The 23499-nt window shown below is 68.8% G+C and carries 29 protein-coding genes; 17 read left to right on the top strand and 12 right to left on the bottom strand.

Features of this window, described 5'->3' with window-relative positions; all coding sequences use genetic code 11:
• Positions 1-25: 25 nt before the first annotated feature.
• A complete protein-coding gene (locus tag IM787_RS05895; RefSeq protein ID WP_193675720.1) occupies positions 26-532 on the top strand; it encodes a peroxiredoxin in 507 nt (168 codons plus the stop codon).
• Positions 533-572: 40 nt separating this feature from the next.
• Here the strand turns inward: IM787_RS05895 and IM787_RS05890 are convergent, their stop codons facing one another.
• Together IM787_RS05890 and IM787_RS05885 are read right to left on the bottom strand one after the other, a co-directional pair.
• Positions 573-1082, bottom strand: coding sequence for a GNAT family N-acetyltransferase (locus IM787_RS05890; protein WP_227494138.1), 510 nt, complete (start codon positions 1080-1082; stop codon positions 573-575).
• Between the two features lie 86 nt (positions 1083-1168).
• Positions 1169-1810, bottom strand: coding sequence for a cytochrome b/b6 domain-containing protein (locus IM787_RS05885; protein ID WP_354004359.1), 642 nt, complete (start codon positions 1808-1810; stop codon positions 1169-1171).
• Between the two features lie 190 nt (positions 1811-2000).
• On the opposite strand from IM787_RS05885, the gene IM787_RS05880 reads away from it, so the two are divergent.
• Positions 2001-2456 (top strand): c-type cytochrome, encoded by a 456-nt coding sequence (locus tag IM787_RS05880; protein ID WP_193675717.1) that lies wholly within the window; start codon positions 2001-2003, stop codon positions 2454-2456.
• A 65-nt stretch (positions 2457-2521) separates the two neighbouring features.
• Here IM787_RS05880 and IM787_RS05875 read toward each other — a convergent pair whose 3' ends face one another.
• From IM787_RS05875 to IM787_RS05865, 3 genes are all read right to left on the bottom strand, one after another.
• Positions 2522-3022, bottom strand: a complete 501-nt coding sequence (locus IM787_RS05875; protein WP_193676337.1) for a TlpA family protein disulfide reductase — start codon at positions 3020-3022, stop codon at positions 2522-2524.
• 68 nt (positions 3023-3090) lie between these two features.
• Positions 3091-3828: an alpha/beta fold hydrolase gene (locus IM787_RS05870; RefSeq protein WP_193675716.1), complete on the bottom strand. Its 738-nt coding sequence runs from the start codon at positions 3826-3828 to the stop codon at positions 3091-3093.
• A gap of 1 nt (position 3829) precedes the next feature.
• Positions 3830-5065, bottom strand: coding sequence for a CaiB/BaiF CoA transferase family protein (locus IM787_RS05865; protein WP_193675715.1), 1236 nt, complete (start codon positions 5063-5065; stop codon positions 3830-3832).
• Between the two features lie 76 nt (positions 5066-5141).
• Between IM787_RS05865 and IM787_RS05860 the strand changes: the two genes are divergently transcribed.
• From IM787_RS05860 to ptsP, 4 genes are read left to right on the top strand one after another with little or no spacing between them, the layout of a single operon-like run.
• The gene (locus IM787_RS05860; RefSeq protein WP_193675714.1) at positions 5142-6365 is read left to right on the top strand and encodes an MFS transporter; all 1224 of its coding nucleotides are present in this window, start codon (positions 5142-5144) and stop codon (positions 6363-6365) included.
• Positions 6362-6817, top strand: coding sequence for a PTS sugar transporter subunit IIA (locus tag IM787_RS05855; protein ID WP_193675713.1), 456 nt, complete (start codon positions 6362-6364; stop codon positions 6815-6817). The genes IM787_RS05860 and IM787_RS05855 overlap by 4 nt, the downstream gene beginning before the upstream one ends.
• The gene (locus IM787_RS05850) at positions 6786-7055 is read left to right on the top strand and encodes an HPr family phosphocarrier protein (RefSeq protein WP_193675712.1); all 270 of its coding nucleotides are present in this window, start codon (positions 6786-6788) and stop codon (positions 7053-7055) included. Before IM787_RS05855 ends, IM787_RS05850 begins: the two co-directional genes overlap by 32 nt.
• Positions 7055-8818, top strand: a complete 1764-nt coding sequence (gene ptsP / locus IM787_RS05845) for a phosphoenolpyruvate--protein phosphotransferase (RefSeq protein ID WP_193675711.1) — start codon at positions 7055-7057, stop codon at positions 8816-8818. Before IM787_RS05850 ends, ptsP begins: the two co-directional genes overlap by 1 nt.
• 4 nt (positions 8819-8822) lie before the next feature.
• Here ptsP and IM787_RS05840 read toward each other — a convergent pair whose 3' ends face one another.
• From IM787_RS05840 to IM787_RS05810, 7 genes are all read right to left on the bottom strand, one after another.
• Positions 8823-9644: a DMT family transporter gene (locus IM787_RS05840; RefSeq protein WP_193675710.1), complete on the bottom strand. Its 822-nt coding sequence runs from the start codon at positions 9642-9644 to the stop codon at positions 8823-8825.
• A gap of 61 nt (positions 9645-9705) precedes the next feature.
• Positions 9706-10383, bottom strand: coding sequence for a helix-turn-helix domain-containing protein (locus IM787_RS05835; protein ID WP_193675709.1), 678 nt, complete (start codon positions 10381-10383; stop codon positions 9706-9708).
• Between the two features lies 1 nt (position 10384).
• Positions 10385-11383, bottom strand: coding sequence for a lipoyl synthase (gene lipA, locus IM787_RS05830; protein ID WP_193675708.1), 999 nt, complete (start codon positions 11381-11383; stop codon positions 10385-10387).
• Positions 11384-11399: 16 nt separating this feature from the next.
• On the bottom strand, positions 11400-12059 hold the full coding sequence (lipB, locus tag IM787_RS05825; protein WP_193675707.1) for a lipoyl(octanoyl) transferase LipB: 660 nt from the start codon (positions 12057-12059) through the stop codon (positions 11400-11402).
• A 5-nt stretch (positions 12060-12064) separates the two neighbouring features.
• Positions 12065-12367, bottom strand: a complete 303-nt coding sequence (locus IM787_RS05820; RefSeq protein ID WP_193675706.1) for a YbeD family protein — start codon at positions 12365-12367, stop codon at positions 12065-12067.
• Positions 12368-13255, bottom strand: coding sequence for a D-amino acid aminotransferase (locus IM787_RS05815; RefSeq protein WP_193675705.1), 888 nt, complete (start codon positions 13253-13255; stop codon positions 12368-12370).
• A gap of 43 nt (positions 13256-13298) precedes the next feature.
• Positions 13299-13745 (bottom strand): CopD family protein, encoded by a 447-nt coding sequence (locus tag IM787_RS05810; protein WP_193675704.1) that lies wholly within the window; start codon positions 13743-13745, stop codon positions 13299-13301.
• Positions 13746-13888: 143 nt separating this feature from the next.
• On the opposite strand from IM787_RS05810, the gene IM787_RS05805 reads away from it, so the two are divergent.
• From IM787_RS05805 to IM787_RS05755, 11 genes are all read left to right on the top strand, one after another.
• Positions 13889-14368, top strand: a complete 480-nt coding sequence (locus tag IM787_RS05805) for an ATP synthase subunit I (RefSeq protein ID WP_193675703.1) — start codon at positions 13889-13891, stop codon at positions 14366-14368.
• Positions 14369-14375: 7 nt separating this feature from the next.
• Positions 14376-15230, top strand: coding sequence for a F0F1 ATP synthase subunit A (gene atpB, locus IM787_RS05800; RefSeq protein ID WP_193675702.1), 855 nt, complete (start codon positions 14376-14378; stop codon positions 15228-15230).
• A gap of 63 nt (positions 15231-15293) precedes the next feature.
• Positions 15294-15554, top strand: coding sequence for a F0F1 ATP synthase subunit C (gene atpE, locus IM787_RS05795; protein WP_027102373.1), 261 nt, complete (start codon positions 15294-15296; stop codon positions 15552-15554).
• Between the two features lie 63 nt (positions 15555-15617).
• Positions 15618-16088, top strand: coding sequence for a F0F1 ATP synthase subunit B (locus IM787_RS05790; RefSeq protein WP_193675701.1), 471 nt, complete (start codon positions 15618-15620; stop codon positions 16086-16088).
• 8 nt (positions 16089-16096) lie between these two features.
• A complete protein-coding gene (locus tag IM787_RS05785) occupies positions 16097-16627 on the top strand; it encodes a F0F1 ATP synthase subunit delta (protein ID WP_193675700.1) in 531 nt (176 codons plus the stop codon).
• Positions 16628-16654: 27 nt separating this feature from the next.
• Positions 16655-18208: a F0F1 ATP synthase subunit alpha gene (gene atpA, locus IM787_RS05780; RefSeq protein WP_193675699.1), complete on the top strand. Its 1554-nt coding sequence runs from the start codon at positions 16655-16657 to the stop codon at positions 18206-18208.
• A gap of 114 nt (positions 18209-18322) precedes the next feature.
• Positions 18323-19207 carry a F0F1 ATP synthase subunit gamma gene (gene atpG / locus IM787_RS05775; RefSeq protein ID WP_193675698.1) on the top strand — a complete coding sequence of 295 codons (885 nt, stop codon included), beginning with the start codon at positions 18323-18325 and terminating at the stop codon, positions 19205-19207.
• Between the two features lie 18 nt (positions 19208-19225).
• Positions 19226-20638, top strand: a complete 1413-nt coding sequence (gene atpD / locus IM787_RS05770; protein ID WP_193675697.1) for a F0F1 ATP synthase subunit beta — start codon at positions 19226-19228, stop codon at positions 20636-20638.
• Between the two features lie 9 nt (positions 20639-20647).
• Positions 20648-21076 (top strand): F0F1 ATP synthase subunit epsilon, encoded by a 429-nt coding sequence (locus tag IM787_RS05765; RefSeq protein WP_193675696.1) that lies wholly within the window; start codon positions 20648-20650, stop codon positions 21074-21076.
• Positions 21077-21296: 220 nt separating this feature from the next.
• Entirely contained in the window at positions 21297-22544 is a 1248-nt protein-coding gene (locus IM787_RS21700; protein ID WP_290427330.1) for a methyl-accepting chemotaxis protein, read from the top strand.
• A 22-nt stretch (positions 22545-22566) separates the two neighbouring features.
• Positions 22567-23490 (top strand): L,D-transpeptidase, encoded by a 924-nt coding sequence (locus IM787_RS05755; protein WP_193675695.1) that lies wholly within the window; start codon positions 22567-22569, stop codon positions 23488-23490.
• Positions 23491-23499 lie beyond the last annotated feature (9 nt).

Genomic DNA, 23499 nt, shown 5'->3' with positions numbered 1-23499 from the left:
CACCCAACCCAACGAGGAGATTGCCATGATCAAGGTCGGTGACCAGCTGCCGGACGTCACGCTGATGGAGTATTCGGAAGTCGAAGGCAACGGCTGCAGCATCGGGCCCAACCCGGTGAAGGTGGGCGAGGCCACCAAGGGCAAGAAGATCGCGCTGTTCGCGCTGCCCGGCGCCTTCACGCCCACCTGCTCGGCCAAGCACGTGCCCGGCTACGTCGAGAAGTTCAACGACCTCAAGGCCGCCGGCGTCGACGAGATCTGGTGCGTGAGCGTCAACGACGCCTTCGTGATGGGTGCCTGGGCGCGCGACCAGAAGACCGCCGGCAAGGTGCGCATGCTGGCCGACGGCAGCGGCGAGTTCGCCAAGGCCACGGGCCTGACGCTGGACCTCACCGCGCGCGGGATGGGCGTGCGCAGCAACCGCTATTCGATGCTGGTGAACGACGGCAAGGTCGCCTCGCTGAACGTCGAGGCCCCGGGCAAGTTCGAAGTGAGCGACGCGCAGACGATGCTGTCGCAGGCGAAGGGCTGAGCCCCCGCACCGGCCCTTCCGCAAGGGGAGGGAGGAAGAGTCAGCCCCGGCTGCTGAGAGGCGCCGGGGACGTGTTCCAGAGGTCCGCCTTCAGGTAGTGCGCCCCCGGGATGGGGTTGTGATAGTAGGGCGGGATGTCCTCGAAGCCGAGGTCCTCGTAGAGGGCTCGTGCGGCTTCCATGTCGTCCAGCGTGTCGAGCAGCACGCAGGCATAGCCCGCCTGCCGCGCCGCATCGAGCGTCGCCTCGGCCAGCTGGCGGCCCAGCCCGAAGCCGCGGAAGGCCTTGCGCACGAACAGGCGCTTCATCTCGGCGGCATTGGGATAGTCGGCGCTGTCCAGCGGGCGCAGCGCGCAGCAGCCGGCCACTTCGCCGTCCACGCGCGCCAGCAGCAGGGCGCCGCGCGGCGCCGCGTAGTCGCCGGGGAGGCCGGCGAGTTCCTGTTCGAAGTTCTGGAAGCAGAGATCGACGCCGAGTCCCGCCGCGTACTCGCGGAAGATCGAGCGGACGGCGTCGAGTTCGCTCGCCGAGGGCGGGGCCAGTTCGATCAAGGGAAGGGGGGCTGTGTCCAAGGTACCGGGATGCGAGCCTGTGGACGGACCATTCTAGCGGGCTCCCAAGGACGAGCTTGGCGCCTTCAGCCGTTGCCGAGGCTGACGATCCACCAGACGATGCCCGCGCAGACCGCCAGCACCACCGCGGCCGCCAGGCGCGACCGCGCGTCGTCGCGGGACGACCGCGCCGGTGCCGCCAGTTCCTTGTCCCCGATCACCATGGGCCGCACCAGCGTCTCGCGCTTGCGCCACACGTACCAGGCGATGGCGGCGACGTGCAGGACGACCAGCCCGATCACCAGCCACTGGCCGACCTGCTTGTGGTACCAGGTCGCCGCCAGGCCCTTGCTGCTCGCGACGAACCGGTTCAGCGGGCCGGTGAAGGAGATCTCGTCGTCGCCCACCAGCCCGGTGGCCACCTGCGCGAACAGCACCAGCAGCATCGCGAACACGGAGCCGGCGCCCAGCGGGTTGTGGCCGACAAGGTGGTCCGGGTGCGCGCGTCCCGCCAGGTAGGCTGCCACGCTGCGGGGCGCGTACAGGAAGGAGCCGAACCGGGACCAGTGCCCGCCCGCGAAGCCCCACACGACGCGGAACAGGAGCAATGTGAGCACTGCATAACCGAAGCGCGCATGCCAGGTCATGGCGTCGCCGCCGCGGTAGCCCGTGATCACGAGGAACACCACGCACAGCGCCAGCGACCAGTGGAAGAGACGGGTGGGCAAGTCCCAAACCCGCACGCGATGAGCCATGGATTCCCCTTGTGGTCTGTTGGCGGCTTGCGACACGGAAGCTGGCCGCGCACGCCGTGGGTTAGTAAATTCCCGCACTGGCAAGTTCCCGGGCGAACTTTTTTCACACAGGTCACTCTGCCGCTGTGGCACCCGCCACTTTACCCACCAGGAGAAGAATTCCATGAAGTCCCTCGGCACCCTGGCCTTCGCCGCCGCCGCGCTCGCCGCCGCCGGTTCCGTCGCCGCCCAGTCCTTCCAGAAGCCCGAAGACGCGATCCGCTACCGGCAAGGCGCGTTCCGCGTCATGGCCGCCCACTTCGGTGCCCTCGGCGCCATGGCCAACAACCGCGCGCCGTTCGATGCGCAGGCGGCTGCGCGCCACGGCGACGTGCTGGCCGTCGTGTCGCACCTGCCCGCCAACGGCTTCGTGGCCGGCTCGGACAAGGGCGAGACGCGCGCCAAGCCGGAAATCTGGTCGGAGCAGGCCAAGTTCCGCGCCGCCAACGACAAGATGACGGCGGAGGTCGCCAAGCTCGCCGCCGCCGCCAAGACCGGCAACCTGGACAACATCAAGGCGACCTTCGGTGCCGCGGCGGGCACCTGCAAGGCCTGCCACGACGACTTCCGCAAGGACTGAGCCCTTCTCCCGGCAGGAAACGAAAAGCCCCGCGACGCGGGGCTTTTCCATTGGGCAGGGTCGGCTCAGCTCTCGGCCAGCAGCTTCTCGATCAGCTGGTGCAGTTCGGCGAAGTCGGGTTCGCCGACGTAGCGCTTCACGATCTCGCCCTTCTTGTTCACCACGTATGACGTGGGCGTGAGCTTCACGTCGCCCCAGGCCTGGGCCACGGCGCCGGTGTTGTCGATGGCCACGCTGAAGGGCAGCTTGCGCGTCTGCGCGTAGTTGACGACGTAGGCCGGCGGGTCGTACGCCATGGCGACCGCCACATGGTCGTAGCCCTTCGCCTTGTACTTCTCGTAGGTGGAGACCATCTTCGGCATCTCGGCCACGCAGGTGGTGCAGCTGGTCGCCCAGAAGTTCACCAGCGTCACCTTGCCCTGGAGGTCGGCCGTGGTCTTCTTCGACCCGTCCAGGAGCACGAAGGTGGATTGCGGCGCCGCGTCGCGCGCGCAGCCCGCCAGCAGGGCCGTTGCCACCACCACCGTCGCCAGGAGCGCGCGTGCGCCCCATGCATTTGCCGACATCTTCATTCCCGCGTGTTGCATGTGCTTCGGATTCTGGCCCAGCCGGAAAGTTCGTGCCGGCCGGCGGGTCAAGCCGCGGCTTCCAGCAGCACCCGGACCAGGTCGGCCGGCGCGCTGACCATGGGATCGTGCCCGGTCGCGATCTCCACGATGCGCGCGCCGCCGCCGCCCTGCCAGGCGCCGTCCCAGAAGTTGCGGTCGCGCACGCGCTGGCGGACGGCATCGATGGTGCCCAGCGCCGGCCGGTTGCAATCCACGAAGGTGCGCGGCACGGCCGCGACGCGCCGCGGGTCGAACTGCAGCTGCGCCTGGTACGTGTGGCCGGGATGGGGCGTCTGCCGGCGCTGGACCCACGCGTGGTCCTCGGCTTCCAGCCCGAACACCTTCGGGTCCGGCGCGGGAAAGCTGTAGTCGGGCGACGCCTGCGCCGCGGCGAGGCGGGCCTCGCGCGTGGCGCTGGACTGCGTGCTGGCCCAGCTCTCTCCCGGCTTCGGCACGACCGCGTCCACGTAGACGAGGTGGCGCAGGCGCTGCGGCATGCGGTCCGCCACGGCCGTGCCGAGCATGCCGGCGTACGAATGCGCGGCGAGCACCACGTCCTGCAGCTCCTCGGCCTCCACCACGTTCATCACGTCGGAGATGTGCGTCTCCAGCGTGATGAGCGAGGACATCAGATGGGCGCGCTCGCCGAGCCCGGTCAGCGTCACCGCATGCACGCGGTGGCCCTGCGCCTGCAGCGGCGCCACCACGCGGCGCCAGCACCAGCCGCCGTGCCAGGCCCCGTGCACGAGAACGAAATTTGCCATCTCAGATCACCTCCTGGTCGCGCAGGGCCGTGATGCGCTCGTCGTCCCAGCCCAGCAATTCCGTCAGCACTTCCTGCGTGTGTTCGCCCAGCAGCGGCGGCGGCAGGTCCGTGCGCACCGGCGTGCCTCCGAGCTTGAGCGGGCTGGCCACGAGGTTCACCGTGCCCGCCAGCGGGTGGTCCCACTGGTGCACCATGCCACGTTCGCGCACGTGCGGGTCGGCGAACACCTCGCCGATGTCGTTGATGGCGCCGCAAGGCACCTTGGCGGCTTCCAGCGCCGCCAGCCACTCGCCCTTCGGCCGGGTCTTCATCACGGCCTCGAGCAAGGGCACCAGCACCGCGCGGTTGCGCACGCGGTCCTGGTTCTTGGCGAACCGTGGGTCCGAGGCGAGCTCCGGCTGCCCGGCGACCTGGCAGTACTTCGCGAACTGGCCGTCGTTGCCCACCGCGATGATCACGTGGTCCTTGCGGCCGTCGGCGGTGGGCGCGACCTCGAACACCTGGTAAGGCACGATGTTCTGGTGCGCGTTGCCCGCGCGGCCGGGCACCTTGCCGCTCACCAGGTAGTTCGCGCCCAGGTTGGCCAGCATCGCCACCTGCGCATCGAGGAGGGCCATGTCGAGGTGCTGTCCTTCGCCGGTGCGGTCGGCGTGGCGCAGCGCGGCCAGGATGCCGACCGTCGCATACATGCCGGTGAACAGGTCGGCCACCGCGACGCCGACCTTCTGCGGACCGCCGCCGAGGTCGTCGCGCTCGCCGGTGATGCTCATGAGGCCGCCCATCCCCTGGATCGCGTAGTCGTAGCCGGCGCGCTCGCGGTAGGGACCGGTCTGGCCGAAGCCGGTGACGCTGCAGTAGACCAGCCGCGGGTTGAGCGCCTTCAGCGAGGCGTGGTCGAGGCCGTAGCGGGCCATGTCGCCGACCTTGAAATTCTCGACGAACACGTGGCAGTGCTTCACCAGCTCGCGAACCAGCGCCTGCCCTTCGGGGTGCGCGATGTCGCAGGTCACGGAGCGCTTGTTGCGGTTGGTGCCGAGGTAGTAGGCGGCCTCGGCCGTGTCCTTGCCGTCGCGGTCCTGCAGGAACGGCGGGCCCCAGGTGCGCGTGTCGTCCCCGGTACCGGGCCGCTCGATCTTGATCACGTCGGCGCCGAGATCCGCCAGGGTCTGCGTGCACCACGGGCCGGCCAGGACGCGCGACAGGTCGAGCACGCGGATTCCATCGAGAGCATTCATGCGGCCCATTATCGGCAACCCGATAATGGCCGCAGCCGCCCGCCGCAGAGGCGGCGTCCCTTCATCCAGGATCCCGATGTCCCTGCTCGCGCGCCGCCAGGCGGTGCTGGTGTTCCTCGCCTTCGCGTTCGCCTACTTCTTCTCGGCGCTGGTGCGTGCGATCACGGCGACGCTGTCGCCCACCCTCACGGCGGAGTTCCGGCTGAACGCGGCCGACCTCGGCCTGCTGGCGGGCGGCTACTTCCTGGGCTTCGCGGCCATCCAGCTGCCGCTGGGGACCTGGCTCGACCGGCACGGGCCGAAGAAGGTCATCCTGTGGTTCCTGGCCGTGGCCGTGCTCGGGTGCGCGGCCTTTGCGCTCGCGACCAGCTTCTCCTGGCTGCTGGCCGCCCGCGTGCTGTGCGGCGCGGGCGTCAGCGCCTGCCTGATGGCGCCGCTCACCGGCTACCGCCGCTGGTTCAGCCCGCCGGTGCAACTGCGCACCAACTCCTGGATGCTGATGACGGGTTCGTTCGGCATGTTGTCGTCGACGCTGCCCGTGCAGTGGCTGCTGCCCGTGGCCGGCTGGCGGCCGCTGTTCTGGGGCCTGGCGGCCCTGATGGCGCTGGCGATGGCGCTGATCGCGTGGCAGGTGCCGCGCTGGGACACGGAGGAAGCCGGCGCCGACGCCACGCAAGGCAGCTACCGCGAGGTCTGGCGCCATCCGTACTTCCTGCAGATGACGCCGGTCGGTTTCTTCAGCTACGGCGGCATGATCGCCGTGCAGACCCTCTGGGCCGGGCCGTGGATGGTGCGGGTCGCGGGCTACGAGCCGCTCGCGTCCGCCGGGGGCCTCTTCACCATCAACATCTGCATGCTCGCGACGTTCTGGAGCTGGGGCATGCTGACGCCTTCGCTGCAGCGCCGCGGCATCGGCACCGACACCCTGATCGCGTGGGGGCTGCCCCTCAGCTTCGTCGCCCTGGGCGCATTGATCGTGATGGGACCGGCGGCCGGCGCGTTCACGCTGGCGCTGTTCTGCATGTCCAGCACCTTCGTGTCGCTGGCGCAGCCCGCCGTGGGCATGGTGTTCCCGGCCTCGCTGGCGGGGCGCGCCCTCTCGGCCTACAACCTGGTGATCTTCCTGGGCGTGTTCATCGTGCAGTGGGGCATCGGCCTCCTGATCGACGCCTTCCGCGCCGGCGGGTTCGCGGAGGTGCAGGCCTTCCGCGCCGCCTTCAGTGTGTTCCTCGCCACGAGCGTGCTGTCCTATGCGTGGTTCCTGTGGAGCAGAAGCCATAATCGGCGGCAGAGCCCATGAACGCCATTCTGCTGATCGCCCACGCCCCGCTCGCCAACGCGCTGCGGCAGTGCGCGCTGCATGTGTTCCCCGACTGCGGGGCGGCGGTGATGGCGATCGACGTGCAGCCGAACCTGTCGCCGGACGAGACCCTGGCCACGTCGCGCATCGCGATCGAGCAGCTGACCCGCGTGCCCGGCATCAAGGGCGTGCTGGTGCTGACCGACATCTTCGGGGCCACGCCCAGCAACGTCGCCCAGAAGCTGGTCGACGGCGTGGGCTCCCGCCTGATCACGGGCGTGAACCTGCCCATGCTGCTGCGCGCGGTGAGCTACCGCCACGAAGCGCTGGACACGCTGGTGTCGCGCGCCGTGGTGGGCGGCACGCAGGGCGTGATGCAGGTCGCGATCACCGCGCCGCAGAACCAGGCCAAACGCAAACATGATCCAGAAGAACACGACCATCAGCAATAAGCTGGGCCTGCACGCCCGGGCCTCGGCCAAGCTGACCAAGCTGGCCGGCAGTTTTCCCTGCGAGGTGTGGCTCAGCCGCGGCGAGCGCCGCGTCAACGCCAAGAGCATCATGGGCGTGATGATGCTGGCCGCCGGCGTGGGGTCGGAAGTGACGCTGGAGACCGACGGGCCGAAGGAGCAGGAAGCGATGGACGCGCTGCTGGCACTCATCGCCGACAAGTTCGGGGAGGGCGAGTAGTGACCTTCGCCGTCCATGGCATCGCCGTCGCCCGGGGCATTGCCATCGGGCGGGCGGTCGTCATGGGCTCGGGCCGCGCCGACGTGGCCCACTACTTCATCCAGCCTTCGCAGGTGGAAGCGGAGATCGAGCGCATCCGCGTCGGCCGCGACGCGGTGATCGAGGAGATCCACCGGCTGCAGCAGACCATCGCCGGGATGGGGCCCAAGGAAGCGCCGCACGAACTGTCGGCCCTGCTGGACGTGCACCTGATGCTGCTGCAGGACCAGGAGCTGATCGGCGGCGTCAAGCACTGGATCACGGACCGCCTGTACAACGCCGAATGGGCGCTGACCACGCAGCTGGAAGCCCTCTCGCGCCAGTTCGACGAGATGGAGGACGAGTACCTGCGCGAGCGCAAGGCCGACCTCGAGCAGGTCGCCGAACGCATCCTGCGCTACATGAAGGGCCTCGGCGCGCCGGTGGCGCCGGCGACTCCGCGGCGCAGGACGCAGCAGGACCGGCTGCTGGACGACAGCGTCGACGTTCCCCTGGTGCTGGTCGCGCACGACCTGTCGCCGGCCGACATGCTGCAGTTCAAGCAGAGCGTGTTCGCCGGCTTCGTCACCGATGTCGGCGGCAAGACCTCGCACACGGCGATCGTCGCGCGCAGCCTGGACATCCCGGCGGTGGTCGGGGCCCGCGGCGCCAGCCAGCTGGTGCGGCAGGACGACTGGGTCATCATCGACGGCGACGGCGGCGTGATGATCGTCGATCCGTCGCCCATCATCCTGGCCGAATACGGGTACAAGCAGCGGCAGGTCGAACTGGAACGCGGCCGCCTGGGCCGGCTGCGCCACACGCCCGCGGTCACGCTGGACGGCCAGAAGGTGGAACTGCTGGCGAATATCGAACTGCCCGAAGACGCGGAAGCCGCCTTGCGCGCGGGCGCCGTGGGCGTCGGCCTGTTCCGCAGTGAGTTCCTGTTCATGGGCCGCGAAGGCCGCATGCCGGACGAGGAGGAGCAGTACCTCGCCTACCGCAAGGCCGTCGAGGGCATGCAGGGCCTGCCCGTCACGATCCGGACGGTGGACGTGGGCGCGGACAAGCCGCTGGACGAAACGCGCCGCTACGACACGCACCTGAACCCGGCCCTGGGCCTGCGCGCCATCCGCTGGAGCCTGTCGGAGCCGGAGATGTTCCGCACCCAGCTGCGCGCCATCCTGCGCGCGGCCGCGCACGGCAAGGTCAACCTGCTGGTACCGATGCTGGCGCACGGCACGGAGATCCGCCAGACGCTGTCCCTGATCGACTTCGCGCGCGCCGAACTGGACAACCGCGGCGTGGCGTACGGCCCGGTCTCCATCGGCGCGATGATCGAGATCCCCGCCGCCGCGCTGCAGGTGCGGACCTTCCTGCGGTACTTCGACTACCTCTCGATCGGCACCAACGACCTGATCCAGTACACGCTGGCGATCGACCGCGCCGACGAGTCGGTGGCGCACCTCTACGACCCCTGCCACCCGGCGGTGCTGGGATTGGTCGCCGGCACCATCGCCGAATGCCGGCGGCAGGGCAAGCCGGTGAGCGTCTGCGGCGAAATGGCCGGCGACACGCAGTTCACCCGGCTGCTCATCGGCCTGGGCCTGCGCAGCTTCTCCATGCACCCGGCGCAGATCCTCGCCGTGAAGCAGGAGGTGTTGCGCGCCGATGCCACCCGGCTCGAGGGCTGGGCGCGCGACGTGGTGGCGTCGGAAGACCCGGCGCAGGCGCTCGCGGGTTGATGCGTCAGCGGGCGCGCGTGCCGAGCACGGCCGCGCCGATGATCAGCGCGGCGGCCAGCACGATGCTGGCGCTGAACCCACGGCCCGTGAACAGCACCAGCAGGGCCGTCGACGCCAGCGGCGTCAAGTAGCTGAGGATGCCGATGTGGCGGGCGTCGCCCCCCTTGAGCGCCTTGTCCCAGAGGAAGAACGCCGCGCCGAGCGGGCCGAGGCCCATCACCGCGACGAGGAGCCAGTCCTGCGCGGACAGCGCGACCGGGACCTCGAGCAGCGCATGGCAAAGCAGCGAGAGCACGCCGGACACCAGCCCGAACAGGCCGATGGCGGCGGTGGGGAAGGCCGCCACGCGCCGCGTCCACAGCGAGTAACTGGCCCAGATGAAGGCGGAGCCGAGCGCGGGCAGGTAGCCCCACGACCAGCCGCCGCCCGCGTGGCCGGCACCGAGGATGGCGATGGCCGCGCCTGCGAAGCCCGCCAGCGCCGCAACGACGTGCGCGGGCCTGAGCGCCAGCCCCGGCAGGAACACGGGTGCGAGCACCACGATGAACAGCGGCCACAGGTAGTTCACCAGATTCGCTTCCACCGGCGGTGCCAGGCGCAATGCGATGAACAGCAGGAAGTGGAAACCGAACAGTCCGTACACGCCGAGGGCCAGGGTGCGCGCCGGCACGCGCCAGTGCTTCACGAGCGGCCAGGCCGGGAGGCTGCCGATCACGAGCGCCAGGCCGGTGAGCAGGAAGGGCGGCACGTGCTTCAGCGCGACGCCAAGCGTGGCCAGCGAAGCCCACAGCGTGATCGCTCCGAGGGCGTAGGCGTTGGGATGCATGCGGCGAGCTTAGCGCGCGGCGTCGTCGCGCATCCCGCCTGGATCGTCGCGCAAGCCGCGTCTACAGGCCGCTCTTGCGCAGCGCCGCGGTCAGGGCCGAGGGCGACCGGTAGCCGGTGCGGCGCGCCACTTCGTGCACCGGCCAGCCTTCGTCGCGCAGTTGCCGCGCGCGCACCAGCCGCTGCGATCGCAGCCAGTCGAGCGCCCCGACGCCGTTCGCTTCGCGGCACCGCAGCGCCAGCTGGCTCGCGCTCAGGTGCACGCGCTGCGCCAGTTCGGCGACACCGACCGGCTCGTCCAGCCGCGACTGCACCCACGCGGCGAGTTCCATCCAGTCGATCGGGCGGCGCGGCCTTTGCGCGGTGCCCGGCGCGCGCCACGCCTCCAGCAACAGCGCGGGCGCATGCGCGGTCGCGAGCGGCTGGTCCGCCGCTTGGGCGAGGAAGTGCGCAAGTGCCGCGACCTGCCGCGGACGGTGCGGCGTGACGCCGCAGGCGTCCCACTGCGGATTCGCGGTGTCCAGCACGAGGCAGCGGCTGCCCTGGGCCGAAGCGAAGTCGTGGCGTTCACCGGAAGGCACCAGCACGGCGTCGCCGGGGGCCACCCTGCGCCCGCGGCCTTCCACCTCGAGTTCGAGCACGCCGGCGATGCCCACCAGCAGCTGGTGGTGCGGATGGTCGTGGCTGCCGTGCGCGGCGCCGTACGCACGCAGCGACAGGCTGTCGCGCGCGCCGGCCATGTCAGGCGGCCTGGCCGATCGCCACGCCCGCGGCGTGAGCCTGCTGGTCCGCGTGGTACGAGCTGCGCACCATCGCGCCGACGGCGGCGTGCGTGAAGCCCATCTCGTACGCCTTCGCCTCGAACATCTTGAACGTGTCCGGGTGCACGTACCGGCGCACCGGCAGGTGCGAGGTGCTGGGCGCGAGGTACTGCCCGATGGTCAGCATGTCGATGCCGTGCGCGCGCATGTCCTGCATGACGGCGAGGATCTCCTCGTCGGTCTCGCCCAGGCCCACCATCAGGCCGCTCTTGGTCGGCACGCCGGGGTGCAGCGCCTTGAACTTCTTCAGCAGGTTCAGGCTGAACTGGTAGTCGGAGCCGGGCCGCGCTTCCCTGTACAGGCGCGGGATCGTCTCCAGGTTGTGGTTCATCACGTCGGGCGGCGCCGCCTTCAGGATCTCGAGGGCGCGGTCGTCGCGGCCGCGGAAGTCCGGCACCAGGACCTCGATGGTGGTCTGGGGCGACAGCTCGCGCGTGCGGCGGATGCATTCGACGAAGTGGCCGGCGCCGCCATCGCGCAGGTCGTCGCGATCGACGCTGGTGATCACCACGTACTTCAGCTTCAGTGCCGCGATGGTCTTCGCCAGGTTCGCCGGCTCGTTCGCGTCGAGCGGGTCGGGCCGGCCGTGGCCCACGTCGCAGAACGGGCAGCGGCGCGTGCACTTGTCGCCCATGATCATGAAGGTCGCCGTGCCCTTGCCGAAGCACTCGCCGATGTTGGGGCAGGACGCTTCCTCGCACACGGTGTGCAGCTTGTGCTCGCGCAGGATCTGCTTGATCTCGTAGAAGCGCGAGGTGGCGGAGCCCGCCTTCACGCGGATCCATTCCGGCTTCTTCAGGATCTCGCCGGCCTCCACCTTCACCGGGATGCGCGAGAGCTTGGCCGCGGCCTTCTGCTTGGCGCTGGCCTGGTAGGTCTCGACGGACTGCGCCTCGCGCACGACGTTGCTGGTGCTCATGGTCTTCCCGGTGGGTTCACGCCAGCAGCGCCTCGAGCTCGTGGCCCAGGAGCGCGGCGGCTTCGTTCCATGTGGTGGAAACGCCGATTGTAGAAAGGTCCACCGTCTGGAGTCCTGCGTAACCGCAAGGGTTGATCCGCGAGAAGGGTTCCAGGTCCATGGCCACGTTCAGGGCCAGGCCGTGGTACGTGGCGTGCCGGGAGACCTTGATGCCCAGGGCGGCGATCTTCCCGAGGCCGGCGAACGGGTCGCCGGACGGCCCCGTCAGCGCCTGGTGCGAGCCCGGATCCGCCAGGCGCACGTAGATCCCGGGAGCGCCGGCGACGCGGTGGCCCGTGACGCCGAAATGCGCCAGCGTGCGGATCAACGCTTCCTCCAGCCGGTACACGTACTCCTTGACGAAGTAGCCCTTGCGCTTGAGGTCCAGCAACGGATACGCCACCACCTGCCCGGGGCCGTGGTACGTGACCTGGCCGCCGCGGTTGGTGGCGACGACCGGGATCGCGCCCGGCTGCAGCAGGTGGTCCGGCTTGCCGGCCAGGCCTTGCGTGAACACCGGCGGGTGCTCGCACAGCCAGAGTTCGTCGGGGGTCTCGGACGTGCGGGCCTCGGTGAAGGCCTGCATGGCCTGGTAGGTCGGCAGGTAGTCGACCCGCCCGAGGACCTTCACTTGCACGGTGCCTAGAGGACGACCTTCACCATCGGGTGCGAAGTGAGCGCCCGATAGAGGTCGTCCAGCTGCTGGCGGCTGGTGGCCGTCACCGTGATGGTGATGCCCAGGTAGTTGCCCGCGCTGCTGTCGCGCAGTTCGACCGTGCCCGCATCGAAGCCCGGGTCGAACTGGCGCGCGATGGTGGTCACCGCGTGGACGAAGCCGTCCACCTTCGCGCCCATCACCTTGATCGGGAACTGCGACGGGTACTGGATCAGGGAATCCTTGCGTGGATCCTGCGGCGGGGCGGGCGGGTGGATGGAGGCGGACATTTACGACGTGGAGCGTTTGGCTTGCTGGTAGCCGGCGAACAGCTTCCCGTAGATGGGGCCGGGCCGGCCGTTTCCAACCGGGCGCCCGTCCAGCCGGGTGCAGGGCAGGATCTCCTTGGTGGCGGAGGACAGCAGGATCTCGTCGGCCGCCAGCACTTCCTCGCGCGACACGCGGCGCAGCTCGAACGGGATGCCGGCGTCCCGGCACAGCTCCTCCAGCAGTCCGTAGCGGATGCCTTCCAGCACCAGGTTGTCCTTCGGGGCGCCGAGCACCTTGCCGTCCTTGACCACCCAGACGTTGGAGGCGGCGGCCTCGCTCAGCATGCCGTCGCGGAACATCACGGTCTCGTTGCCGCCCTCGTCGGCGCTGACCTGGCGCGCCAGCACGGCGGCCGCCAGGCTGGTGCTCTTGATGTGGCCCTTTTTCCAGCGGAAGTCGTCGGCCGTGTAGCAGTCGACGCCCTTCGCCCGTTCCTCGGGCGTGTAGATGTAGAGGCGGTTGACCATGGCGAAGACGGTGGGCGTGATGCCGGGCGGCATGACGTGGTCGCGCATGGCCACCCCGCGCGTCACCTGCAGGTACACCAGCTGGTTCGTCTCCTCCACCTTCTTGCCGACGTGCTTCGCGTAGGCGGCCACGAGCTGGTCCACCAGCTTGCGCCAGCCTTGGCGGTCCATCGGGTTGGCGATGCGCAGTTCGCCGAGGCTGCGTTCCAGGCGCGCCATGTGTTCCTGGAAGCGGAACGGCCGGCCCTCGTAGGCCGGCACCACCTCGTAGACGCCGTCGCCGAAGATGAAGCCGCGGTCCAGCACGCTCACCTTCGCGTCGCGGACGGTGCTGAATTCGCCGTTGAGGTAACAGGGCAGGGCAGGGATGTCGTTGCTCATGGCCGCATTGTCACTTTTCCGCCGCGAGCCCGGGCGCCGCCGCTCAGCGCCAGAGCAGCACCGCCGCGATGGCGAGCCAGCCCAGCGCCAGGTTCACCTTCACCAGCAGCGCGATCTGGTTCATGCGCCTGCCGCCTTCGGGCCAGTCGCCCGCCGCCACGGCACGCTGCAGCCGCCGCCACGGCGCGAAGAAGATGTGGCCGAACACCAGCATCATCGCGATGCCCAGTCCCGCCATGGCATGCCAGCCCGGCGGCGCGTCGCGGCCGGGCACCTGCAGCAGCAGCCACACGCCCGTGGCGAGCAGCAACGCGATGCTCACCATCACCACGACGAAGAAGCGACGCAGCACCGCCACGACGAGCGGCAGGCGCGCGGGCGGCTGCAGCTGCGCGTGCAGCGCGGGCCGCAAGGCCATGACCATGAAGGCCATGCCTCCCATCCAGAAGATCGCGCCCGCGAGATGCAGGAACAGCATGAGGTTGCGCATGGGTGCCTTTTCGCCAAAGCCGCATTCTCGGCCGTCCGTGCAAGCGCGTAGGACGGACCGATGCGTGGGGGCTGGCGGGAGGGTGTGGGTTTCTACTTATAATGGGAGGCTTTCCAGAATTTTCAGGGCTTACAGCGGCGTACATGCCAACCAACAACATCGCCCCGCTGCCTGAAGATGAGCCTCAGGAATCCCCCGTCACGCGATTGAGCGCCGAAGAGGCGCGACGCGTGCGCGAGCAGAACCCCCCGGTATCGCCGTGGTGGGTCGTGGCGGGGCAGGCCGGGGTGGGTGTCCTTGCGGGGTTGGCCGGCTGGGCGCTGACGGGAAGGCAAAGCGTAGGTTGGTCGGCGGCGTATGGAGCTTGGGCTGTGGCGATTCCCGCGGCCGTCTTCGCGCGCGGCCTGACCGGAAAGTTTGCATCGCTCAACCCGATGTCGGCAGCCGCCGGCTTCCTGGTCTGGGAGATGGTGAAGATCGCCTTGACGTTCGCCCTGTTGCTGGCGGCGCCGAGGCTGGTCGCGGGGCTGAGCTGGCCGGCGCTGCTGGTGGGCATGGTCCTCGCGATGAAGGTGTACTGGTTGGCGCTGGCGTTCGCGCCGAAACCCAAGAAACTGAGCTGAAAGAAAAATGGCTGCTCCTTCCGGAACCGGACCGACCGCGGGCGAGTACATCGTCCACCACCTGGGCTTCCTGCAGAACCGCAAGCCGAACAACGTCGTCGACTTCGGCGTGTTCAACTTCGATTCGCTGTTCTGGGCGATCCTGCTCGGCGTGCTGGGCTGCTTCTTCCTCTGGAAGGCCGCCCGCAAGGCGACCTCCGGCGTGCCGGGGCGCTTCCAGGCCGCCGTCGAGATCCTCGTCGAGATGGTCGACTCGCAGGCCAAGGGCATCGTGCACAACGCCCAGAGCCGCAAGTTCGTCGCCCCGCTCGCGCTGACCGTGTTCGTCTGGATCTTCCTGATGAACGCGATGGACCTGCTGCCGGTCGACCTGATCCCGCAGATCTGGCACGGCGTCGCGCCGGCCGTCGGCGCGCCCGACTACATGCGCGTCGTGCCCACCGCCGACCTCTCCATCACCATGGGCCTGTCGGTCGCGGTGCTGCTGGTCTGCCTGTTCTACAACATCAAGATCAAGGGCCTGGGCGGCTGGATCCACGAGCTGTTCACGGCCCCGTTCGGCGCCAACCCGGTGCTGTGGCCGTTCAACTTCCTCATGCAGGTCATCGAGTTCGTCGCCAAGACGGTCTCGCACGGCATGCGGCTGTTCGGCAACATGTACGCCGGCGAACTGATCTTCATGCTGATCGCCCTGCTGGGCGGCGCCTGGACGCTCTCGGCCACCGGCATCGGCCTGGCCATCCTCCACATCATCGCGGGCTCGGCCTGGGCGATCTTCCACATCCTGATCATCACGCTGCAGGCCTTCGTGTTCATGATGCTGACCCTCGTCTACGTCGGCCAGGCCCACGACGCGCACTAGAGCGCCGCACAGAGTTCGCTTCCCTTTCTCGTCAACCACCAAAAGTCCCTAGGAGTAGAAACAATGGAACAAGTCATCAGCTTCGTCGCACTGGCCGCCGGCCTGATCATCGGCCTGGGCGCCATCGGCGCCTGCATCGGCATCGGCATCATGGGCAGCAAGTACCTCGAATCCGCTGCCCGTCAGCCGGAACTGATGAACGAGTTGCAGACCAAGATGTTCCTGCTGGCCGGCCTGATCGACGCGGCGTTCATCATCGGCACCGGTATCGCGCTGTGGTTCGCCACCGCCAACCCGTTCCTGGGCCAGCTGGCCGCGCGCTAATCGCATCCTGTTGCTTCAACCCATGCCCGGGGCGGTTGCGTCGCCGGGAGCAAGGATGAAAAAGTGAGCATCACCGGTACCCTGATCATTCAGATCATCGTCTTCCTGATCCTGGTCGGGTTCACGATGAAGTTCGTGTGGCCGCCGATCGCGACCGCGCTGGACGAGCGGGCCCGCAAGATCGCGGAAGGCCTGGCTGCCGCCGACAAGGCGAAGTCCGAACTCGCCGCGGCCGACCGTCGGGTGGAAGAGGAACTGGCGAAGTCGCGCAACGAGACGGCCGCGCTGCTGGCCGACGCGGAGCGCCGGGCCCAGGCGATCGTCGAGGAGGCCAAGGGCCGCGCGACGGAAGAGGCGAACAAGATCATCGCCGCCGCCCGCGCCGAAGCCGACCAGCAGACCGTGAAGGCCCGCGAGGCCCTGCGCGAGCAGGTCGCCGCCCTGGCCGTCAAGGGCGCCGAGCAGATCCTCCGCAAGGAAGTGAATGCCGGCGTGCACGCCGACCTGCTGCGCCGCCTGCAGACCGAGCTGTAAGGAAGAGCATGGCCGAACTCGCCACCATCGCCCGCCCGTACGCCGAAGCCCTGTTCCAGTCGACGCGCGCTGACCTGAACGGCACGACGCAATGGCTGGACGCCCTTGCAGCGGTGGCGGGCAACCCCCAGCTGCTGCAGTACGCGGGCAACCCGAAGGTTGCGGACGCGCAGGTGTTCGACCTCGTCACCGAGGTCGCGCGCGTGCAGCTGCCGCCCGCGGGGCAGAACTTCCTGCGCCTGGTCATCGCCAACGGCCGGCTGGCCGCGATCCCCGAGGTCGCGCAGCAGTTCCGCGAGATGAAGAACGCGCAGTCGGGCTCGTCCGACGCGGTCGTGTACAGCGCCTTCCCGATCGCCGCCGACCAGCTCGGCGCCGTGGCCCAGGCACTGGAGAAGCGGTTTGGCCGTAAGCTCAATCTCACCGTGCAGGAAGACCCGTCCCTCATCGGCGGCATCCGCGTGGTGGTGGGCGACGAGGTGCTGGACACCTCGGTGAAGGCCCGCCTGGAACAAATGAAAGTCGCGCTGACGGCTTGATGCCGAACGCACACAAAGGACAGAGTCATGCAGCTCAATCCCGCTGAAATTTCCGAACTGATCAAGAGCCGGATCGAAGGCCTGGCCGCCAGCGCCGACATCCGCAACCAGGGCACCGTGCTGTCCGTGACCGACGGCATCGTCCGCGTGCACGGCCTGTCCGACGCCATGGCCGGCGAAATGCTGGAGTTCCCGCCCGCACCCGACGGCACCCCGACGTTCGGCCTGGCGCTGAACCTCGAGCGCGACTCCGTCGGCGCGGTGATCCTGGGTGCCTACGAGCACATCTCCGAGGGCGACACCGTCAAGTGCACGGGCCGCATTCTCGAAGTGCCCGTCGGCCCCGAACTCGTGGGCCGCGTGGTCAACGCCCTGGGCCAGCCGATCGACGGCAAGGGCCCGATCAACGCCCGCATGACGGACGTGATCGAGAAGGTCGCCCCCGGCGTGATCGCCCGCAAGTCGGTCGACCAGCCGGTGCAGACCGGCCTGAAGTCCATCGACTCCATGGTGCCGATCGGCCGCGGCCAGCGCGAGCTGATCATCGGCGACCGCCAGACCGGCAAGTCCGCCGTGGCGATCGACGCGATCATCAACCAGAAGGGTCAGAACATGACCTGCGTGTACGTCGCCATCGGGCAGAAGGCGTCCACGGTCAAGAACCTGGTGCGCGCGCTCGAGGCCAACGGCGCGATGGAATACACCATCGTCGTCGCCGCGACGGCTTCCGAATCCGCCGCCATGCAGTACGTGTCCGCGTACGCCGGCTGCACGATGGGCGAGTACTTCCGCGACCGCGGCCAGGACGCGCTGATCATCTATGACGACCTGTCCAAGCAGGCCGTCGCCTACCGCCAGGTCTCGCTGCTGCTGCGCCGCCCGCCGGGCCGCGAAGCCTACCCCGGCGACGTGTTCTATCTCCACAGCCGCCTGCTCGAGCGCGCCGCGCGCGTGAACGCCGACTATGTGGAAGCCTTCACCAAGGGTGAGGTCAAGGGCAAGACGGGCTCGCTGACGGCGCTGCCGATCATCGAGACGCAGGCCGGCGACGTGTCCGCGTTCGTGCCGACCAACGTGATCTCGATCACCGACGGCCAGATCTTCCTGGAAACGTCGCTGTTCAACGCCGGCATCCGTCCCGCCATCAACGCGGGTATCTCGGTGTCGCGCGTGGGTGGTGCCGCCCAGACCAAGCTGATCAAGTCGCTGTCCGGCGGTATCCGTACCGACCTGGCGCAGTACCGCGAGCTGGCCGCCTTCGCGCAGTTCGCTTCCGACCTCGACGCGGCCACCCGCAAGCAGCTCGATCGCGGCGCGCGCGTGACGGAACTGCTCAAGCAGCCGCAGTACAGCCCGCTGCCCATCTCGCTGATGGCCGCTTCGCTGTTCGCGGTGAACAAGGGCTACTTCGACGACCTCGACGTCAAGAAGGTGCTGGCGTTCGAAAGCGGCCTGCACGGCTGGCTGAAGGACAAGCACGGCCCGCTGCTGCAGAAGCTGGAACAGGACAAGGCGATGGACAAGGACGCGGAAGGCCAGCTCACGGCTGCCATCGAAGCGTTCAAGAAGACCTTCGCCTGAAATGACGCCCACCCCCGAAGCGGCCTACGGCCGCCTCCCCCTCAAGGGGGCGCCCCCAGCGGCCCGGCAAAGCCGGTTCCGCGGCGGCCCCGGGGAAGTCAAAGGAGCTGATTAATGGCTGCTGGAAAAGAGATTCGCGGCAAGATCAAATCGGTGGAGAACACCAAGAAGATCACCAAGGCCATGGAAATGGTGGCCGCGAGCAAGATGCGCAAGGCGCAGGAGCGCATGCGCTCCGCGCGTCCCTACAGCGAGAAGGTTCGCAACATCGCCGCCAACCTCGGCAAGGCCAACCCGGAGTACACGCACGCGTTCATGAAGACGAGCGACGTGAAGGCTGCGGGCATCATCGTGGTCTCGACCGACAAGGGCCTGTGCGGCGGCCTCAACACCAACGTGCTGCGCGCCGTGACGCAGAAGCTGCGCGAGCTCCAGGGCGAGGGCCGCAGCGTCCAGACCGTGGCGATCGGCAACAAGGGCCTCGGCTTCCTGAACCGCATCGGCGCGCAGGTCGTGTCGCATGTCACCCAGCTGGGCGACACGCCGCACCTCGAACGCCTGATCGGGCCGGTCAAGGTGCTGCTGGACCAATACGCCGAAGGCAAGCTGAGCGCGGTGTACATCTCGTACACCAAGTTCATCAACACGATGCGCCAGGAGCCGGTGGTGGAGCAGCTGCTGCCCCTGTCGGCCGCCAGGATGGAAGCCGAGTCCAAGGCGAGCGCCACCGGGCACGAGCACGGCTGGGACTACATCTACGAGCCGGACGCGCAGGCCGTCATCGACGAACTGCTGCTGCGCTACGTCGAGGCGCTGGTATACCAGGCCGTGGCCGAGAACATGGCCTCGGAGCAGTCCGCGCGCATGGTGGCCATGAAGGCCGCGACGGACAACGCCGGCAACCTCATCGGCGAACTCAAGCTGGTCTACAACAAGACGCGCCAGGCCGCGATCACGAAAGAGCTTTCGGAGATCGTGTCTGGGGCGGCGGCTGTTTAAATTTTCGGAGCAACAAAGATGGCTCAAGTCCAAGGAAAGATTGTCCAGTGCATCGGCGCCGTGGTCGACGTCGAGTTCCCGCGCGAGGCGATGCCGCGCGTGTACGACGCGCTGAAGATGGAAGGCGCCGCGCTGACGCTGGAAGTGCAGCAGCAGCTGGGTGACGGCGTGGTGCGCACCATCGCGCTGGGTTCGTCGGACGGCCTGCGCCGCGGCTCCATGGTCTACAACACCGGCGCGCCGATCACGGTGCCCGTCGGCAAGGCCACCCTCGGCCGCATCATGGACGTGCTGGGCACGCCGATCGACGAGCGCGGCCCGGTCGACCAGACCCTGACCGCCCCCATCCACCGCCGCGCCCCCGAGTACGACGAGCTGTCGCCCTCGCAGGAGCTGCTGGAAACCGGCATCAAGGTGATCGACCTGATCTGCCCGTTCGCCAAGGGCGGCAAGGTGGGCCTGTTCGGCGGCGCCGGCGTCGGCAAGACCGTGAACATGATGGAGCTGATCAACAACATCGCCAAGGCCCACTCCGGCCTGTCGGTGTTCGCCGGCGTGGGTGAGCGCACCCGCGAAGGCAACGACTTCTATCACGAGATGGCCGACTCCGGCGTCGTGAAGCTGGACAACCTGGCCGAATCGAAAGTGGCCATGGTGTACGGCCAGATGAACGAGCCCCCGGGCAACCGCCTGCGCGTGGCGCTGACCGGCCTGACCATCGCCGAGTCCTTCCGCGACGAAGGCCGCGACGTGCTGTTCTTCGTGGACAACATCTACCGCTACACGCTGGCCGGCACGGAAGTGTCCGCACTGCTGGGCCGGATGCCTTCCGCGGTGGGCTACCAGCCGACGCTGGCCGAGGAAATGGGCCGCCTGCAGGAACGCATCACGTCCACCAAGGTCGGTTCGATCACCTCGATCCAGGCCGTGTACGTGCCGGCGGACGACCTGACCGACCCGTCCCCCGCCACCACCTTCGCCCACCTGGACGCCACCGTGGTGCTGTCGCGCGACATCGCCTCGCTGGGCATCTACCCCGCCGTGGACCCGCTGGACTCCACGTCCCGCCAGGTCGACCCGAACGTCGTGGGTGAAGAGCACTACGCCACCACCCGCGCCGTGCAGTCCACGCTGCAGCGCTACAAGGAACTGCGCGACATCATCGCCATTCTCGGCATGGACGAACTGGCGCCGGAAGACAAGCTGGCCGTGGCCCGCGCCCGCAAGATCCAGCGTTTCCTGTCGCAGCCCTTCCACGTGGCCGAAGTGTTCACGGGCTCGCCCGGCAAGTACGTGCCGCTGGCCGAGACCATCCGCGGCTTCAAGATGATCACCGCCGGCGAGTGCGACCACCTGCCCGAGCAGGCCTTCTACATGGTCGGCACGATCGACGAAGCCTTCGAGAAGGCCAAGAAGCTGGCCGCCGCCTAAGGCACCACGATGGCAGATCCCACCCACACCATCCACGTCGACGTGGTGAGCGCCGAGGAGTCCATCTTCTCCGGCGAGGCGCGCTTCGTCGCGCTTCCCGGTGAAGCCGGCGAGCTCGGCATCTACCCGCGCCACACGCCGCTGATCACGCGCGTGAAGCCCGGCTCGGTGCGCATCGAGAAGGCCGATGGTGGCGAGGAGTTCGTCTTCGTCGCCGGCGGCATCCTGGAAGTGCAGCCGAACCGCGTGACCGTGCTGTCCGACACCGCCATCCGCGGCAAGGACCTGGACGAAGAGAAGGCCAACGAGGCCAAGCGGGCGGCCGAAGAGGCCCTGAAGAACGCCAAGAGCGAGATCGACATCGCGAAGGCCCAGTCGGAACTGGCGGTCATGGCCGCCCAGATCGCCGCGCTGCGCAAGTACCGCGACAAGAAATAAGAACGGGCGAAAAACCAGCCCTCTGAGCCCCGTGCCGCAAGTCACGGGGCTTTTTTCATTCCGTGCCGCGGAATGTCCGTCCGCCGCCTGCGGGGCCGCGCATTTGTTCACGCGCGGCCTCGTCACCGCCGATGGGCAACGCGTGCGGCGGCCGTGACAGTGGGTGCTCGCGCAGCCGCGACGAAGTGTGCACAAGCGGCTCGCCACCGAGGAGGCTCCCTTGACCGTCATCCAGAAACTCAACGCATGGCTCGTGCTGACGCTGGCCATCCCCATCGTCCTGGGCGTCTCGGCCTGGTCGCTGCAGGCCGCGTCGCACGCCGCGGCCTGCGCGCCGCCGGCCGGCGCCGCGGACCCCGCCGCGGGCATGCTGGCGCTGTTCGCATCGGCCTTCGTCGTCGTCGCGGCCCTCGCCGTCTGGCTGCGCCTGTCCGTCCGCGAAGGCATCCTGCGTTCGCTGCGGGCCGCGTCGAACTTCATCGACAAGGTCGCGGCCGGTGACCTGACCGCGCGCGTGGACGCGCGGGGTTCGGGCGGCATGCAGAAGATGCTGGAAGGCCTGGACCGCATGGGCGGCGACCTGCGCGCGCTGGTGGGCGAGGTGCAGGCGGTGGCTCGCCGCGTGACCGACTTCAGCGCCCAGATCTCGCACGGCAACCTGGACCTGTCGCAGCGCACCGAGGAACAGGCGACCACGCTGGAGGAGACGGCGAGCTCGATGGAGGAGCTCACGTCCACCGTCGCCAGCAATGCGGACAACGCGCGCGAGGCCAGCCGCCTGGCCGCGGGCGCGTCGCGCGTCGCGCACAAGGGCGGCGAAGCCGTGGAACAGGTGGTTTCCACGATGGCCGGCATCTCGGCGGCCTCGCGGCGCATCGAGGACATCATCGGCGTCATCGACGGCATCGCCTTCCAGACCAACATCCTGGCGCTCAATGCCGCCGTCGAAGCGGCACGGGCCGGCGACCAGGGCCGCGGCTTCGCGGTGGTCGCCGGCGAGGTGCGCGCCCTGGCGCAGCGCAGCGCCACGGCGGCGCGCGAGATCCGCGCGCTGATCGCGGAGTCCACGGGGCGCGTGGAAGCCGGCGCGCGGCTCGTGCAGGGCGCGGGCGAGACGATGCGCGAGATCGTCGTCTCGGTGGAGAAGGTCAGCGGGCTGGTGGCGGAGATCGCGCAGGCGTGCCAGGAACAGAGCGCCGGCATCGGCCAGGTGAACGGCGCGATCACGCAGATGGAACAGGTGGTGCAGCAGAACGCATCGCTGGTGGAGGAGGCGGCGGCCGCGACGGAATCCATGAAGGACGATGCGGCCATGCTGTTCCGGCTGGTGTCGCGATTCCGCCTGGAGGACGCATTCGAGGCGGTTGCGGCGCCAGCGCGCGATGCCGGCCCTGCCGGCGCCGCTCCTACAAACGGTCCCGCCGTCGTCGCACTCGGCGTCTCCCGGCCCCTTCCTAAGCTGTCGTGACGACATTCCCGACAGAGGTCCCATGCAGTACCGGTCTCCGCTCGCGCACGCGAAGTTTTCGCTCCTGGGTTCGTCGCTGCACCAGGCGCTGATCCTCGGCGTGGCGCTCCTCGCCGCACCGGCGTTCGCTGCCGTCCGTGACGCGCACGTGGTCGACGCCTCCGCGTTCGTGCGGGTCGCCGACGGGAAGAAGGCCGACGGGGCGAAAGCCGCGCCCGTGAAAGCGAAGGCCAAGGGCCAGGGCGCGAAGAGCGCGAAAGCCGCGAAGAAGGGCGCGAAGGGCGACAGCCAGGCGGCGGCCGCGAAGAAGGCGCAGGACACCAAGCCGGGTCCGTTGGCCGATTTCGGCAAGGAGGCCGTGCCCGGCGACGTCGTGCACGTCGCCAACTGGGTCTCCTACACGCGCAACAACAAGAAGAAGAGCTTCGTCGTGATCGACAAGAAGGCGGCGCGCATGTACGTCTTCGATCCGCAGGGCAAGCTCAAGAGCCACACGCCGGTGCTGCTCGGCAAGGCGCAGGGCGACGACTCCGCGCCCGGCGTCGGCTCCAAGCCGCTGTCGAAGCTGACCGAGGCGGAGAAGACCACGCCCGCGGGCCGGTTCCAGGCGCTGCCCGGGCGGAACACGCGGGGCGAGGACATCATCTGGATCGACTACAACGCCGCGGTGTCCATGCACCGCATGCGGCACGTGTCGGCGAAGGAGCGGCGTGCGGAACGGATGTCCACCGAGGACATCAGCGACAACCGCATCTCCAACGGCTGCGTGAACGTCCCGCCCCGGTTCTACAACGCGGTGCTGAAGCCCACGGTGAACCGCCACGGCGCCTTCGTGTACGTCTTGCCGGAAACGCGCACGCCGCAACAGCAGTTCGGGTCGTTCGACGTCCTGGCCGTGGCGAAGGCGGCGCCCGCCGCCCCGGCCGCTCCGGCCAAGCGCGGCTGACCCTCCAGG

Origin of the sequence: Ramlibacter pallidus, from assembly GCF_015070875.1 — a bacterium.
GTDB lineage: Bacteria > Pseudomonadota > Gammaproteobacteria > Burkholderiales > Burkholderiaceae_C > Ramlibacter > Ramlibacter pallidus.
The sequence above is the reverse complement of the archived record's forward strand: the minus strand, read 5'-3'. Positions and strand labels throughout refer to the sequence as shown.

What these genes read in the sequence shown, in the direction of transcription:
- IM787_RS05815 (WP_193675705.1), bottom strand. Translation starts at nt 13,255, where the DNA reads ATGAGCAACGACATCCCTGCCCTGCCCTGTTACCTCAACGGCGAATTC.
- IM787_RS05855 (WP_193675713.1), top strand. Translation starts at nt 6,362, where the DNA reads ATGAACGCCATTCTGCTGATCGCCCACGCCCCGCTCGCCAACGCGCTG.
- atpD (WP_193675697.1), top strand. Translation starts at nt 19,226, where the DNA reads ATGGCTCAAGTCCAAGGAAAGATTGTCCAGTGCATCGGCGCCGTGGTC.
- IM787_RS05835 (WP_193675709.1), bottom strand. Translation starts at nt 10,383, where the DNA reads ATGGCCGGCGCGCGCGACAGCCTGTCGCTGCGTGCGTACGGCGCCGCG.
- IM787_RS05860 (WP_193675714.1), top strand. Translation starts at nt 5,142, where the DNA reads ATGTCCCTGCTCGCGCGCCGCCAGGCGGTGCTGGTGTTCCTCGCCTTC.
- IM787_RS05875 (WP_193676337.1), bottom strand. Translation starts at nt 3,022, where the DNA reads ATGTCGGCAAATGCATGGGGCGCACGCGCGCTCCTGGCGACGGTGGTG.
- atpE (WP_027102373.1), top strand. Translation starts at nt 15,294, where the DNA reads ATGGAACAAGTCATCAGCTTCGTCGCACTGGCCGCCGGCCTGATCATC.
- IM787_RS05785 (WP_193675700.1), top strand. Translation starts at nt 16,097, where the DNA reads ATGGCCGAACTCGCCACCATCGCCCGCCCGTACGCCGAAGCCCTGTTC.
- atpG (WP_193675698.1), top strand. Translation starts at nt 18,323, where the DNA reads ATGGCTGCTGGAAAAGAGATTCGCGGCAAGATCAAATCGGTGGAGAAC.
- IM787_RS05870 (WP_193675716.1), bottom strand. Translation starts at nt 3,828, where the DNA reads ATGGCAAATTTCGTTCTCGTGCACGGGGCCTGGCACGGCGGCTGGTGC.
- lipA (WP_193675708.1), bottom strand. Translation starts at nt 11,383, where the DNA reads ATGAGCACCAGCAACGTCGTGCGCGAGGCGCAGTCCGTCGAGACCTAC.
- IM787_RS05895 (WP_193675720.1), top strand. Translation starts at nt 26, where the DNA reads ATGATCAAGGTCGGTGACCAGCTGCCGGACGTCACGCTGATGGAGTAT.
- IM787_RS05755 (WP_193675695.1), top strand. Translation starts at nt 22,567, where the DNA reads ATGCAGTACCGGTCTCCGCTCGCGCACGCGAAGTTTTCGCTCCTGGGT.
- IM787_RS05850 (WP_193675712.1), top strand. Translation starts at nt 6,786, where the DNA reads ATGATCCAGAAGAACACGACCATCAGCAATAAGCTGGGCCTGCACGCC.
- IM787_RS05865 (WP_193675715.1), bottom strand. Translation starts at nt 5,065, where the DNA reads ATGAATGCTCTCGATGGAATCCGCGTGCTCGACCTGTCGCGCGTCCTG.
- IM787_RS05840 (WP_193675710.1), bottom strand. Translation starts at nt 9,644, where the DNA reads ATGCATCCCAACGCCTACGCCCTCGGAGCGATCACGCTGTGGGCTTCG.
- IM787_RS05810 (WP_193675704.1), bottom strand. Translation starts at nt 13,745, where the DNA reads ATGCGCAACCTCATGCTGTTCCTGCATCTCGCGGGCGCGATCTTCTGG.
- IM787_RS05820 (WP_193675706.1), bottom strand. Translation starts at nt 12,367, where the DNA reads ATGTCCGCCTCCATCCACCCGCCCGCCCCGCCGCAGGATCCACGCAAG.
- atpB (WP_193675702.1), top strand. Translation starts at nt 14,376, where the DNA reads ATGGCTGCTCCTTCCGGAACCGGACCGACCGCGGGCGAGTACATCGTC.
- IM787_RS05805 (WP_193675703.1), top strand. Translation starts at nt 13,889, where the DNA reads ATGCCAACCAACAACATCGCCCCGCTGCCTGAAGATGAGCCTCAGGAA.
- atpA (WP_193675699.1), top strand. Translation starts at nt 16,655, where the DNA reads ATGCAGCTCAATCCCGCTGAAATTTCCGAACTGATCAAGAGCCGGATC.
- IM787_RS05765 (WP_193675696.1), top strand. Translation starts at nt 20,648, where the DNA reads ATGGCAGATCCCACCCACACCATCCACGTCGACGTGGTGAGCGCCGAG.
- IM787_RS05880 (WP_193675717.1), top strand. Translation starts at nt 2,001, where the DNA reads ATGAAGTCCCTCGGCACCCTGGCCTTCGCCGCCGCCGCGCTCGCCGCC.